11 protein-coding genes and 1 tRNA gene are annotated in these 14,197 nt (G+C 62.6%); 9 read left to right on the forward strand and 3 right to left on the reverse strand.

Annotated elements, in window-relative coordinates; translation table 11 throughout:
- The 3 genes from WCJ52_RS06690 to WCJ52_RS06700 form a co-directional block, all read left to right on the forward strand.
- A partial coding sequence (locus WCJ52_RS06690; protein ID WP_336902529.1) for a hypothetical protein occupies nt 1-772 on the forward strand: 772 nt, incomplete at its 5' end.
- Complete coding sequence (locus WCJ52_RS06695) at nt 769-2,283, forward strand: heme biosynthesis HemY N-terminal domain-containing protein (RefSeq protein WP_336902530.1); 1,515 nt, start codon at nt 769-771, stop codon at nt 2,281-2,283. The genes WCJ52_RS06690 and WCJ52_RS06695, both read left to right, overlap by 4 nt.
- Nucleotides 2,284-2,321: 38 nt before the next feature.
- A tRNA-Thr gene (locus WCJ52_RS06700) sits at nt 2,322-2,397 on the forward strand.
- A 77-nt stretch (nt 2,398-2,474) separates the two neighbouring features.
- Here the strand turns inward: WCJ52_RS06700 and WCJ52_RS06705 are convergent.
- Entirely contained in the window at nt 2,475-2,888 is a 414-nt protein-coding gene (locus WCJ52_RS06705) for a DUF6855 family protein (protein ID WP_336902531.1), read from the reverse strand.
- A 231-nt stretch (nt 2,889-3,119) separates the two neighbouring features.
- On the opposite strand from WCJ52_RS06705, the gene WCJ52_RS06710 reads away from it, so the two are divergent.
- The 6 genes from WCJ52_RS06710 (at nt 3,120) to WCJ52_RS06735 (ending at nt 10,367) form a co-directional block, all read left to right on the forward strand.
- Entirely contained in the window at nt 3,120-3,902 is a 783-nt protein-coding gene (locus tag WCJ52_RS06710; RefSeq protein WP_336902532.1) for a 3-hydroxybutyrate dehydrogenase, read from the forward strand.
- A gap of 31 nt (nt 3,903-3,933) precedes the next feature.
- Complete coding sequence (locus WCJ52_RS06715; protein WP_336902533.1) at nt 3,934-5,016, forward strand: patatin-like phospholipase family protein; 1,083 nt, start codon at nt 3,934-3,936, stop codon at nt 5,014-5,016.
- Nucleotides 5,017-5,208: 192 nt separating this feature from the next.
- Nucleotides 5,209-6,831: an inorganic phosphate transporter gene (locus WCJ52_RS06720; protein WP_336902534.1), complete on the forward strand. Its 1,623-nt coding sequence runs from the start codon at nt 5,209-5,211 to the stop codon at nt 6,829-6,831.
- Between the two features lie 95 nt (nt 6,832-6,926).
- Nucleotides 6,927-7,946: a CorA family divalent cation transporter gene (locus tag WCJ52_RS06725; protein ID WP_336902535.1), complete on the forward strand. Its 1,020-nt coding sequence runs from the start codon at nt 6,927-6,929 to the stop codon at nt 7,944-7,946.
- A 62-nt stretch (nt 7,947-8,008) separates the two neighbouring features.
- Nucleotides 8,009-8,932 (forward strand): polyphosphate kinase 2, encoded by a 924-nt coding sequence (gene ppk2, locus WCJ52_RS06730; protein ID WP_336902536.1) that lies wholly within the window; start codon nt 8,009-8,011, stop codon nt 8,930-8,932.
- Nucleotides 8,883-10,367 carry a hypothetical protein gene (locus tag WCJ52_RS06735; RefSeq protein WP_336902537.1) on the forward strand — a complete coding sequence of 495 codons (1,485 nt, stop codon included), beginning with the start codon at nt 8,883-8,885 and terminating at the stop codon, nt 10,365-10,367. Before ppk2 ends, WCJ52_RS06735 begins: the two co-directional genes overlap by 50 nt.
- A 302-nt stretch (nt 10,368-10,669) precedes the next feature.
- Here the strand turns inward: WCJ52_RS06735 and WCJ52_RS06740 are convergent, their stop codons facing one another.
- Complete coding sequence (locus tag WCJ52_RS06740; protein ID WP_336902538.1) at nt 10,670-13,039, reverse strand: TonB-dependent receptor; 2,370 nt, start codon at nt 13,037-13,039, stop codon at nt 10,670-10,672.
- Nucleotides 13,040-13,399: 360 nt separating this feature from the next.
- A partial coding sequence (locus WCJ52_RS06745; RefSeq protein WP_336902539.1) for a bacteriorhodopsin-like occupies nt 13,400-14,197 on the reverse strand: 798 nt, incomplete at its 5' end.

Below are 14,197 nucleotides of genomic sequence, written 5' to 3' on the forward strand. Positions count from 1 at the left end.
GTTCTGGGCCCTGATCGCCCTCGGGGCGGTCGCGATCCTTGCCGGCGCCGCCTTCATCCGATTCGGACCTGGCCTGCCCGCACCCCTGGATCCGGGCCGCGGGGCGCCCACCGCCATCCTCCCGGCCCCGTCACCCCGCACCGTCGACCTTCCGGCGCCCGCCACCCCGCCGCCCCAGGCCGGGGACCTTGTCCGCCTGGAGGCCCGGCTCGCTGACATGGAGGCTGGCCGCACCCGCACAGCGGCTTCGGCCCGTTCGGCCCTGGCCGCCGTGGCCCTGTTGTCCGCTGCCCAGACCTCACGGCCCTTTACCGGGGAGCTGGCGGCCGTGGCGGCCCAGGCCCCCGCTGGCATCGACCTGTCTGGCTTCGCCGCCCTCGCCGCTACGGGCGTCCCCAGCCGTGCCGCCCTGGCCCGGGACTTCCCCGACTTCGCCGCCCTGGCTGCCGCCGCTGCCCGCCGCCCGGGCGAGACGGCGGGTCTCGGAGACCGCCTCCTGGCGGGCCTGTCGCGGGTCATCGTCGTGCGCCCGGTGGGCCGCCTGGCGGGAGACGGTGCCGATGCGCGTCTGGCCCGCGCCGAGGCCCAGCTGAACGAAGGCGACCTGGAGGCGGCCCTGGCCAGCCTCGCCGCCCTGCCCCCCGCCGCCCAGGACGCCCTGCGTCCCTGGTGGGACCGCGCCCAGACCCGGGCCCGCCTGGACCGCCAGGCCGCCGCGCTTTCCGAGCACGCCCTGCGCGACCTCGCCCGGCTTGAGGAGACCGCCCCATGATCCGTACGGGTCTTTTCCTCGTCCTCGTCGCCCTTGCCGCTGCCCTGGCCCTCGGCCTGGCTGGGGAGTCCGGCCGGGTCGCCATCGTCTGGCTGGGCTGGCGGGCGGACTTGAGTGCAACCGCCCTCATCGTCCTGGTCCTGCTGGCGTCCTTCCTCGCCTTCGCCGCCTGGCGGCTCCTTCTCTGGGTCGCCGAGACGCCGCGGCGGGCCGCCGCCGCCCGGGCCGAGGCTCGCCGCCGGCAGGAGATCGAGGTCCTCACCCGGGGCTTCACCGCCGTGGCCGCCGGCGACGGTGCCGAGGCCCTCAGGCTGGCCGCCAAGGCCGCCGATCTCGGCGTCGAGGCGCCCGCCCTGGCGCGCCTGCTCTCGGCCCGCGCCGCCGAGGCCGCGGAAGACCCCGTCGCGGCGGAAACTGCCTGGACCGGCATGCTTGCCTTCCCGGACCTGCGCCTTGCCGCCCGCCGGGGCCTGACCAGCCTGGCCCTCGCCCGGGGCGACCGGGCCGGCGCCGTCCAGCACGCCGAGGCCGCCTTCGCCCTGGCGCGCACGGCCCGCTGGGCCTGGCGCCTGCTGCTGGAGGCCCGCCTCGAGGCCGGCGACTGGGAGGCGGCCCGCGACCTCCTCAAGACTGGCCAGGACCGTCGCATTGTCAGCCCCGACGTGGCCGAGCGCGGCCGGGCGGCCCTGCTCGCCGCCTCCGCCGCCCAGCTCGACCTGACCGGCGATGCCCGGGCCCGCAGTCGCGCCGCCGACTACGCCCTGGAGGCCGCCCGTCTCCAGCCCGGCTTCGCCCCCGGCGTCGTCATGGCCGCCCGGCTCCTGTCCGCCCAGGGCAAGGCTGGCCGCGCCACCCAGGTGATCGAGGCCGCCTGGAAGGCCGCCCCGCACCCCGCCCTCTGGCTGGCCCTGCGGGACCTGAAGACCCAGGAAACGCCGCGCGAGCGGGCCGGGCGCCTGTCCGCCCTGGCTGCCCTCAACCCCGGCGCCCGGGAGTCGCGCATCCTCTCCGTCGAGGCGGCCCTCACCGCCGGCGATGCTTCCCGGGCGGCGGAGCTGGGCCGGGGCCTGGAAGCCGAGCCCCTGACCGCCCGGATCGCCGGCCTCCTGGCCCGCGCCGCCTTCGCCGCGGGACGGCCCGACGAGGCCCGGCTCTGGCGGGCCCGGGGCCTGACCGCGCCGGGCGAGGCGGACTGGTCGGACCTCGACCCCGAGGGCCGGGCCTTCGCCTACCAGCCCGCCGACTGGGCCCGCCTGGCCGTCAGCTTCGCTGAGACGGGCGACCTTATTCATCCCCGGCATGAGCGACGCGAGCCGGGCCTTTCGGACCTGCCGGACCTGCCCATGTCTTATGCCGAGCAGGATCTCTCCGGCTTCGACGCCCCTGTGCCCTTCCCCATTGGCGAGGGCCTGCAGGGCGAGGAGGACGACGGTCCGGAGTCCGCCGCGCCCTCGCCCGTCCCGCCCCCTGCGCGTCGCCGCTTGGCGAGACCGCCGCGAGACGCTAAGTAGGCCCCGTCCGCGGGCCTAAGTGCCCGACAGGCCCTTGGGCCGCCTTAGCTCAGCCGGTAGAGCGGCGCATTCGTAATGCGTAGGTCAGGTGTTCGAGTCACCTAGGCGGCACCACATCTGCTCTGTGAATTTCTAGATTGCGGAAAGCCCAGGTCATGTTCCGATAGGCGGGCACTGGCTTAAATAGCCGATTAGAGCGCGCGCATCCGGTTGCCCCGGGGCTTGTGTTCAACCTCAGCCAGGCCGAGGCGTTCCATTAGGGGCGGGATATACATACCGAACCGTCCCCGCAGTCCCTTCTTCAGTCCGTACCAGCCACCGACTGGATTGTCGGGCGCCCTGCCCCAGGCCTCGACCGTCCCCGCCTTGGCTGGCTTTTGCTCATCCGCAGCGCCGAGCTCGACCCAGTCGCCGCGCGCCTTCAGCATGTCGTGCAGGTCTTTAAGACACTTGGCGTCGTAGAATAGGACAGTCTTTCCCACGGTGCAGACCAATACGTCTCGTCCGTCGCGAATTTCACGGTGCATGGCCAATTCAGACGTCAGGGGCGGAGTTTGAAGTCGCCAGGGATCACTTTCCGTTCCGGACCCGAGCGAGTCTATCATTTTCAAATCTCCGAAAGTGATCCCGTTTTTACCCCAGGATCGATACTGAAAATGTCGCACGGAAACGGAATGTACACAAACAGTCCAGCCCCTTCAGGTGCGTGGGCCACCCACACGGCACCCTCTCTTTCTGAACCGCAGCTGGCTCTTCACCATGTTTCCGCTGACGACCTGTGTCGTAATGATGTCATCACAAGCTGGCACTTCGCTTTCAGCCATGGGAGATCAATCATGCTGAAGGGTAAAGCCGCCGTCGTTACCGGATCCACCTCGGGGATCGGTCTCGCCATCGCCCGCGGGCTGGGCGCCGCTGGCGCCGATGTAATGATCAACGGCTTTGGCGAGGTGGAGGCGATCGAGGCCGAACGCGCCAGCATAGAGAGTGATTATGGGGTCCGCGCCGTTTACAGCGGAGCCGACATGTCGAAAGGCGATGAAATCGCCGGGATGATCGCCGCTGCCGAAGCCGAATTCGGCAAGGTCGATATCCTCATCAACAACGCCGGGATCCAGTTCGTCTCGCCGATCGAAGAATTTCCATTGGCAAAATGGGACGCGATCATCGCGATCAACCTCAGTGCCGCATTCCACGCCACCCGTGCCGTCGTGCCGGGGATGAAGGCGCGCAAGTGGGGCCGGATCATCAGCACGGCGAGCGCCCATTCGATCATCGCCTCGCCGTATAAATCGGCCTATGTCGCCGCCAAACACGGCGTCAACGGCCTGATGAAGACGGTCGCCCTTGAGCTTGCCACACATGGCGTCACCGCCAACTGCATTTCACCGGGCTATGTCTGGACGCCGCTGGTTGAAAAGCAGATCCCCGAGACGATGAAGGCTCGCGGGATGACCAAGGAACAGGTCATTCACGACGTGCTGCTCGAGGCCCAGCCCACCAAGCAGTTCGTTACTAGCGAACAGATGGCAGCCCTTGCGGTGTTCCTCTGCTCGGATGCTGCAGCGCAGTTGACCGGTGCCAACATACCTGTCGACGGTGGCTGGACGGCCCATTAAATCCGCTGGCGCACTGAGCAAGGAAGCAGACATGGCGACCAAGAAGAAACGGCAGATAAACCTGGCATTGCAGGGCGGCGGTAGCCACGGCGCCTTCACCTGGGGTGTTCTCGACCGCCTGCTCGAGGAAGACGATATCGAAATCGCTGCCATCAGCGGCACCAGCGCCGGCGCGATGAATGCCGTGGTCTGCGGCGAAGGCCTGATGGAGGGCGATGCCGCGCATGCCCGGGCCCAGCTCGATCATTTCTGGCTCGGCATTGGCGATGCAGCTGCGCAGATGTCTCCATTCCGGCGCACCCAATGGCAGCAGCAGACCGACGATTATTCGCTCACTTACTCGCCAATGTACCAAATGAGCCTGGCGATCTCGCGGATGATTTCGCCCTATGTCGCCAATCCGTTCGACATCAACCCGCTGCGCGATGCGTTGAACGCGCTGATCGATTTCGAACGCGTCCGCAAGAGCCGCAAGGTCAAGCTGTTCATCAACACTACCCATGTCGCCACCGGCGGGCTTCGGTGCTTTCGCGAGCACGAACTGACCGTCGACATGGTGCTGGCATCAGGGTGCCTGCCGTATCTGTTCCAAACGCCGATCATCGACGGCGAAGGCTATTGGGACGGCGGCTATATCGCCAACCCGGCTTTGGAGCCGATGAGCCGGGCCACCGGGTGCAGTGATGCCCTGATCGTCCAGTTGAACCCCATTGTGCGCAACGAGATGCCGCGGACGGCGCACGAGATCGCGGACCGGTTGAACGAAATCACCTTCAACGCCAGCCTGGTCAGCGAATTGCGCTTCATCGGCGAACGCAACCGGCTGATCGACAAGGGTGAACTTTCCCGCGACCGCCATCCGCGCCTCAACCTCCACATGATACATGGTGATGAGGAGCTTGGTCGCTTTCCGCCCTCCTCGAAGCTGCTCGCCGAAAAGGCGTTCCTGATCAAGTTGAAGGCGCTCGGGCGTGCGGCGGCCGACGAATGGCTCGGTAAGCACGGTGACAACATCGGCAGTCGATCGACATTCAACTATGCCCGGCTTGTCGCGGCGATGACCCAGGACAGCGATGATCCGCCGACGGCGGCCGGGGTCGGCGAGCGCGATTAGCGCGGGTTGCGTCGGGTTAGATTCGGAGATCTGCGCAGGCTGAGCTTGGCGAAGCCGGGCAAGGCCCCGCCCCGCCCCAGGCCTCCCCAGCAACAGAACACCGCGCCAGGACAGTTATCAAGGAACGACAACGGGCTGTCATAAACGGGCTGTAACACAACCAAATAATTTTCGCAGTCTGGAGATCAAGTCATGTCAACTGCAGATATAAACCTTAAGAATCCCGACCCCGGAATGGCTGAGGGTCGGCCCGATCTCGATCAGGGGATGGGCCGAGTCGGTACGTTTGCCTTCCTAGGGCTTCTGCTAGCCGGGCTTGGTTTCGTCGCCTGGAGTGTCTCGCAAGACCTCGCTGGCGCTGGCGTCAGCGGGCTTGCATCGGGCGCGGTACTGCTCCTGGGCGTCGCCCTGCTGGTCGCGCTCGGCTTTGAATTCGTCAATGGCTTTCACGATACCGCCAACGCTGTTGCGACGGTGATTTATACCCATGCCCTGCCACCGACGGTTGCCGTGGTCTACGCGGGGGTCTGGAATTTTCTTGGGGTGTTGTTTGCATCGGGCGCGGTCGCGTTCGGCATCATTTCGCTATTGCCGGTCGAACTCATCCTTCAGGCCGACTCGGGTGCGGGTTTTGCCATGGTCTTTGCCCTCCTGATTGCCGCGGTGATCTGGAATGTCGGCACCTGGTGGCTCGGCCTGCCCGCCTCGTCGTCCCATACCCTGATCGGCTCGATCATCGGGGTGGGCGTCGCCAACCAGCTGATGAACTATGGACAGGGTACGTCGGGCGTCGATTGGGGAAAGGCTAAGGAAATCGGCATGTCCCTGCTCATTTCGCCCATCATGGGGTTCGTTCTCGCCGCTGTCTTGCTGCTGATCTTGAAGGCGGTCGTCAAAGCGCCGTCCCTATACCAGGCCCCGGTTGGTAAGGCGCCGCCGCCGCTGTGGATCCGCGCCCTGCTGATCGTCACCTGCACGCTGGTGTCCTTCTTTCACGGCTCCAACGATGGCCAGAAGGGTATGGGGCTGATTATGCTGATCCTGATCGGTGTGGCCCCCGCGGCCTATGCCATCAACCGGAATATCACACCCGCGGCGATGGCCAGTTTCGAAGCGACTGCGACCAAGGCATCGACGGCAGTCCGAGCCCAGGGCAAGGGCGTTGTCCTGGTGGACCCGGCGCTGGAAACCGTGAAAACATACTTGCAAACCCGCAAGCTCACCCCGCAAACCCTCCCTGCGTTGGCGACGCTGATGGATACGATCGGACAAGAAGCGTCCCACTTCGGCACCGTTGAAGCCATTCCGGACGATAAGATCAAAGACCTGCGTGGCACGATGTACCTCACCTCTGAGGCGCTGCGAGTGCTGAAGAAATCTGGCAACCTCAAACTCGACGCCGATGGCGAAACGGCTGTGAAGACTTTCAAATCCGGTATCGATGGAGCAACCCGCTTCATCCCCACCTGGGTGAAAATTGCCATCGCCATCGCGCTTGGGCTTGGCACGATGGTCGGCTGGAAGCGGATCGTTGTCACCGTCGGCGAGAAGATCGGTAAGACCCACCTGACATATGCGCAGGGTGCCTCGGCGGAAATTGTCGCTGCCGGCATGATTGGCGTCGCCGATGGCTTGGGGCTGCCAGTTTCGACCACCCACGTCCTCTCATCAGGTATCGCCGGTACCATGGCGGCCAACGGGTCGGGGCTACAAATGGCAACACTTCGCAACCTGGCTTTGGCGTGGGTCCTGACGCTGCCGGCGGCGATGCTGCTGTCAGGAACGCTCTACTGGCTGTTCTCGCTCATCTCTTGAGGCAAAACGTCGTGTCCCGGAGGCCACTCGGTGTGCAGGATCTAACCCGGGCCCAAGGCCCGGACGATCGCGCCACTACAAGGCAAGACAGTGAAATGCTCGGTGCCGACACAACGGTAATCGATCGTGGCTCTCCGGGACCAATGACGGGAATGGTCTGGGCATTTGATTTCTGTGATGGGAAGTCCGCTCCGGTAACCCTCGCCGACCTTGATTGCCCAGCCGAACCCGGCGCTTTCCGCTGGGTTCATCTGGACCTTTTGGATCCATCAGCGCGGCGTTGGATCGACGACCTGCCGGCCGTCGACGGCGAGATAGCCGACATGCTCCTTGATGGCGACGGACATCAACATGTGCGGCGGGTCGGCGAGACCCTGGCATTCGCCGTTCATGATTTCGAGCGCGAGATCGGTGAAGGTCGGACGACGCGAACGGGCATTTTGATTTTTCTCCTCGCCCCTCAGTTGATGGTCACCGCGGGGCGAAATTCGCTTCTTTGCCCCGACGTGATCCTGCGCCGCATCCAGGCTGGCGCCGTGCCTGCTGGCGCGCCTGCGGCTCTGGACCTCATGTTCAGCGCGCTAATCGAGGTTTCAAAAACCGTTGCGCGTGATCTGGCGACTATTGTCCGGGTGGCCGAAGACGCCTTGATCGATTTTGGAACCATGCCCGACCCCCGCGTCGTTGCAGACGATCGGCGACGCGCGGCCACGCTGCACCGCCAACTCCTTGGCCTGCGATCCATCTTGCTCAGGCTCGAGCTTGATGACCACTTGCCCGAAGCCATTCGGCCAGTCGTGAATAAAACAGCTCAAAAAATTGCCGCTCTTGATGGCGACGCAGCAGAAGTTCACCAAAATCTACAGCAGGTACGCGAAGAAATCGATATGCAGACCGCACGCCGTACTGACCAGAACTTGTACGTTCTGTCGATCATGAATGTCGTATTGCTGCCACCTACGCTCGTTACCAGCTTCTTTGGAATGAATACAGGTGGATTGGCATGGGTTGACGACAACGTTGGTACCATTTGGGTCACTGGCGTGATGATCCTGGCGACCGTTGCCGCCGTCGCTTGGCTTTTTCGACGTGGCTATTTTCGCAACGGTCGTTGAGCGCCAATCTTGGGACGTTGAGCCCCAATCTGCCCCGAATTTCTTAAACTTGTGAGGATGCCATGACCGAGGATGATGCCGAACACGCAGCTATGCTGGCACGCGTAAAAGCCGAGGTTGCCGATAGTTTCGACGAGGAACTTGAGCTTGAGTTCGACGACGAACGCATGTCGGGGTTGCTTGATGACATGGCAGCCGACCCCGAGGCCCAGGCGAAAGCTCGGCAGGGCTATTTCAAGGAACTGTTTCGGCTACAACACGAACTGGTACGCTTGCAGAGCTGGGTACAGTCCAAAGGACTGAAGGTCCTGGTCCTGTTCGAAGGTCGGGATTCGGCAGGTAAGGGTGGGTCGATCAAGCGTATCACCCAACGCCTCAACCCGCGCGTGGCGCGGGTCGTCGCCCTCCCGGCACCCAGTGAACGCGAGCGAACCCAATGGTACTTCCAGCGCTACGTCGCGCACCTGCCTTCAGCGGGTGAAATCGTGCTGTTCGACCGCAGTTGGTACAACCGTGCCGGTGTGGAGCGGGTCATGGGCTTTGCATCGCCGGCCCAGGTTGAAGACTTTTTCAACGATGTGACTGAATTCGAAAGGATGCTGGTCCGATCGGGGATTGTGCTGATCAAGTACTGGTTTTCCATCAGTGACGAAGAGCAGGAATTCCGATTCAACATGCGCATCCACGATCCGCTCAAGCAGTGGAAGCTGTCGCCGATGGATCTGGAGTCCCGCCGCCGCTGGGAAGACTATACCGCCGCCAAGGAGGAGATGTTCCAGCGCACACACATCCCCGAAGCCCGCTGGTGGGTGGTGGATGGTGATGACAAGAAGCGCGCGCGGTTGAACTGCATCTCGCATCTGCTTGAACAGATCCCCTACGAGGATATCGAACAGCCCGAGATTATCTTGCCGGAGCGCGAACGCCACGAAGGCTATGTCCGCCATCCTGTGCCCCCCGATCTTTATGTTCCGCAACGCTACTGAAAACCTGGAGTACGGTTTCATGACTCATCCTCCCATCACCACCCTGGTGCTTGGTGCTGGCCGCAACGCCTCGGTGCGGCATGGCCCGGTGGCCCGAAGCCGGACAGCAGGCTCCAGCATGAGGCTCGAGACTTGGCTGTTGGCCAGCGCAGCCCTCACACTGGGCCTGGCTATGGTGCCTGCCTCGGCCACCGCGGCTCCGAAAGACGCCGCCGCTCAGCAGGCCGAAGAAATTCGGCTGCTCAAGGAACAGGTCAAGGCCCTTACGGCGCGTCTCGACTCCCAGGAAGCGGCTTCGCGTGCTGCGACCGCGCCCGACGCTGCAACGGCAAAGGCGCCGGCTGTCCTCGCGGTGGCCCCAGCTGCGGTCGTTGCGCCGGGCGTCCCATCGCCAGAAAAGATCGAAGTCGCTGCAGCGAATGCGCCGAAAGCCCCCGCCAAATGGTATGATGAAACGAAAGTAACTGGCCGAATTTACTATAATATGAGCGAAATTAGGCGCGAGGTTAATGGCTTAAGAACCGAAGAAGGCACTGGTTTTGCTATAAAACGCGTCTACATCGGCATCGACCATAAATTCAACGATGTATACTCGGCGAATATTACAACGGACGTGGCGCCTGTAATCGGACCAAACGACGGCAATATCGTTGGTAATGGCCTCTACATCAAAAAGGCTTATCTCGAAGCCAAGCTGGATCCTGCCTTTATCGTCCGCCTTGGCGCGGCCGATACGCCCTGGGTGCCCTTCGTCGAAAACATCTACGGCTATCGGCATATCGAAAACACGATCGCCGATCGCACCTCCTTCGCGACATCGTCTGACTGGGGCCTGCATATGTTGGGCACCCTTGCTGGCGGCATCGTCAGTTATCAGGCATCGGTCATCAACGGCGGTGGCTACCGCCAACCCAAGTTCTCTCAATCTGTCGATTACGAGGGGCGGGTCTCAGCCCAGTACAAGGGTTTCACCCTAGGGTTGGGCGGCTATTCAGGAAATCTCGCCAAGGACACGTATGGGAGCGAGACCTATCACACCGCCAACCGGGTATCGGCTCTCGCTGCCTATCAAAACCCCATGTTTACGGTCGGCGGCGAATATTTTCAGGCCAGGAACTTTAAGCAAGTCACTGTCCCCAGCCCCGACAAGGCCAGCGGCTATTCGCTCTTCGGTTCGGTTCGCCCGGCACCGAAGTGGAGCGTTTTTGCGCGGTATGATCATATGAGGCCGAGCCGGGAAGGCCTGCCATCCCAGACGGGTGATTACGGTAATTTTGGCGTGCAATTCAGCCCGACACAGATTGTCGATCTCGCCCTGGTCTACAAACATGAAAAGGTTGACGGCGGCACGCTCTCGACCAGCAATGGCACTATCGGTGGATCGATTGACGGCACATACGACGAAGTGGGCCTGTTTGGACAAGTCCGCTGGTAGGACTCCGATGGTTGACAGTGGCGTTGCTCAGAGTGCGGCCACGTATCAACAACTGGCAACTTCCCGTGTCATGTAGCTGTGAACGCCTCAGTGGACTGGGTAGGCCAGGGGTCCGAGTCCCCTAGGCGGCACCGACCCTCCCGGTTACTGGCGGAAGTGGAGAGGCGGAGTGGTTCGGGCTGGGCCACATCTCGGTGGAGCCGGCGCTGCGGCGACAGGGTGCCTGTGGCACCTTCATCGCCGACGCCAAGCAGTGGCTGTCGGACCAGGACGCGCGAGGCCCATTCCCTGGAGGCGATCCCCTATTGGAACCGGTAGCCGACTGACACTCCGTAGGTCGCCGGGCGGCCGGTGAACCGCACAGTGGTATCGAGGTTGCGGTTGGCGGCGGTCCAATAATACGCATCCCCGACATTGCGGCCCCAGGCCCACAGGCGCCAGTTACCGGTCTGGCTTTCGACGCCGGCACGTAGATCAATAAGTGTATAGGCCTTCACATTGAGTGACGGCAGTTCGCCCAACTGGCTATTGGTCTCGCCCTGGTAGTTCACCCCGCCCCCGACAAAGCCATTGAGGCCTTCTCCGACCGGCCAGACATAGTTGGCATCGGCAACCATGTGCCATTTTGGCGTGTTAGGAAACGCTTCCCCCCCCAGATTGGTCAGGACCCCATTCGGATTGTAGTTCACGAAGTCATCCAGCACCTCGGAGTCGACATAGGAAAGGCCCGTAGTGAGGCTCAGTCCGTCGAGGGGCAACCAGCTGGCCTGCAGCTCAGCGCCGGTGACCCGGGACTTCGGCACATTGATCATCTGCAAGAGGGGACCAAACAGGGGGTCCAGCACGCGCCCCAGGATCTGCTTGTCCTGATAGTCATAATAGAAAAGGGCACCGTCGACGTGCAGCCTGCGGTTGGTGGTGGTGGTCTTGAAGCCCGCCTCATAGGCCAGCACGGACTCCTGGGTTGCCGGCAGATACTGGCTTGCCGACGTCCCCCCCAGCGACGGGAAGCCACCGGCCTTATAGCCCTTGCTGACATTGGCATAGAGCAGGGTCCGCTCGCGCGGCGTCCATTCCGTACCGACCCGCCAGGCGACATTGGTCTCATTCAGACTGTCCACCACCAGTCCGGGGACGATCTCAGCATTGGCCGTTATGCACCCTCCCTTCGCGATCGGCGGGTTTGGGGGCTTTCCCATCTGGGCCCGGAACGAGTTCCAGAAGGGACCGAAGACCGCCGAACTGCTGCCATCTCCCGGATCCGACGTGCACCCCTCAAAATCATTGTTCGACCGTGTGTAGCGCAGTCCGCCGGTTAGCTTGACGTCTTCGTTTACCGCGTAATCGACGCTGGCGAATATCGCCTGCGTGTCCGTCTTCTGACTATTGGAATCCCCAAATCCCTTCAGGGCGGGGAACCCAAAACCCGTAAACAGAAGCGCCTGGCTGCTTTGAGAAAAATCATTCAGACTGAATTCCTTGACGTCATCAGTCGAGTAATTTGCTCCCAGCGTGTATTTCAAATTCCCGTTCAGATCCCCGGCGATCCGCAGTTCTTCAGAGAAGGACTCAATTTTACCTTTTGTGTCCCGACTGAAGTTGGACAGCGTCGTCCCGTCGATATCCAACAACTGGTCCTGATCAAAGCGACTACCGCTGGTGATCGAGGTCAGGACAATTCCGTTTGCGAACTGATAATCCGCACGCGCCGATATCTGACGAAAGCGGTTGTTTTTGCCGTAGTCCAAGCCGGGATTGAAATCTGCCGCCCGGGCTGTGGCCGGAGCCAGTGGATAGGTCAGGAGCCCCGGAACAAAGGGCGCCGCGCCCGGCAGGGCTGGGCTTATGCCGATCAGTTGGCCGGCTTGACCCTCGGACTTGTCGATTGCACCGTTGAGGCTCACCTGAACCTTCAACTGGGCCGTGGGCTCCCAGGCCACCGTCAGGCGGGCGCTTTGAACATCGTCGGCCCCGTTTTCCGCGGTCTTGGTGTAGCTCCTCTGCCAAGGATCCGACCGGATGGCCTGGACGGCCAGGCGCACGCCTACCGTCTCGGATAGCGGGCCGCTGATGAAACCTGTCAGGTCCAACGCATTGAAGGTGCCGTAGCTGGCATCAATGCCGGCCGCGAAGCCCGGGGTTGGCTTTGCCGCAATGAAGTTGATCGCGCCGCCCGTGGCGTTCTGACCGAAGAGTGTGCCTTGGGGCCCCTTCAGGACTTCGACGCGCTCGAGGTCGAGGATGACCCCACGGCCCTCAATCGCGAAAGGGATGGGGGCCTGATCGAGATAGAGGCTGACGGTGGATCGGCCGCCAAGGCTGATGTCGCTGAAGCCGATGCCGCGAAGGGTATAGATCGGCGAGCCCACATAGGAGTCGGTATAGCTGAAGCCCGGCGCGATCTTGGTCAGGTCGCGAACCTCTTTGACTCCGCTGCGCACAAGCTGTTCGCCGGTCACCGCCGTGATCGACATGGGCACGGTGTTGGCGTTTTCTTCCCGCTTTTGGGCGGTGACAATGATCTCGGGGACCAGAAAAGCCGTATCTGGTGCGCGCTCCTGGGCCTGGGCTGCTGCGCCCATCAAAGTCACGACGGAAACACTGGCCATGACCACCGCCTTCAGGGCGATGGGGCTGGATTTCCGGTTTGCACGAACGGGCTGAAGCAACATGGGTAGTCCTCATTCAAGAGACGGGTCCGCACGGTCCCGGGAGTCCTGCAGTTCGGGAGCTGCCCGGGCGGCGAGTGGGTGTGTTGCGCCGGGGGTAGCGGAGTGTTTTGTCGGGACTGGTCAGGGGCCTTGGACGGCCATCCTTAAGCTCTCACGCCGCTCGATTTCGGGCCAGTGACCCAACCGGGGGCTGGCAAGAAGGCTGGCGTGGAATTCTTTTGCCGACAAGCGTCCTGCGACGCCCAACCTTAAGTCAATATCTGGGTCCCGCCACGAAGGCGGGACCCAAACTTTTGATCGGGCGGGTTTTGAGGGACGGCGCTTTCGAACCGCGCCTTCAAACGCCTTGCCCGAGGAGACCTACTTCGCAGAAGCGCGGTCTGTTTCGGAGGTCGCAACCGTCCAGATGATCAGACCGAAGGCGATCTTGTTCACGACGTCAGCGAGGTTGTAGATCAGGTTGAGCGCTGCGGAGCTGTTGGACGGGTCTTGACCCATCAGATAGCCCACAAAGTAGCCGATCGGATAGATCGCCCACCCGAAAGTCACGATCAGTCGCATCAGCTTGAAGGCGGATTGAACCGACTCCGGCGCTTCATTTGCACTGATCTTACTGGCCTGCCCCATGAACACTTCATAGAGGATGTAGGCCCATCCGAGCATGCCCACGATAAAGGCGGGCCACACGTGGGCATAACCGGCTTCACCGACGTAGCCGCCAACGAGCATGACAAAGGTACCGACCAGCAGGCGCCAGAAAACGCCACCGGGGACCTTCGTGATCGCGGCCAGGATCAGGTAGAACTCGATCATGAGCAGCGGAACGGTGATCAACCAGTCGATATAGCGATAGACGGTTGGCGTCGAGCCGGTCGAAACCCAGATGTCCCGCATGTAGAAGTAGTGAACCGCAGCCACCAGGGTCACGAGACCCGACACGGTAAGCGAGGTTCTCCACTTCCTGGAAACCCCCTGGCTCTCCAGGAAGAAGAATGCGGTGGACGCGACAAGCGCCATAGAGATCAGCCAGAATGATATGCCGACATAGTCATTTGGCTGCAGGTTTTGCGTGGATGCATGCGCAAGCGCAGGCAGGAAAGCGACGCTTACCCCCAGAGATAGCCACTTCAGGCGAAACTTAGACACTTCAGCCTCCCA

Source organism: Phenylobacterium sp. (assembly GCF_037138395.1).
Classification (GTDB): Bacteria; Pseudomonadota; Alphaproteobacteria; order Caulobacterales; family Caulobacteraceae; genus Phenylobacterium.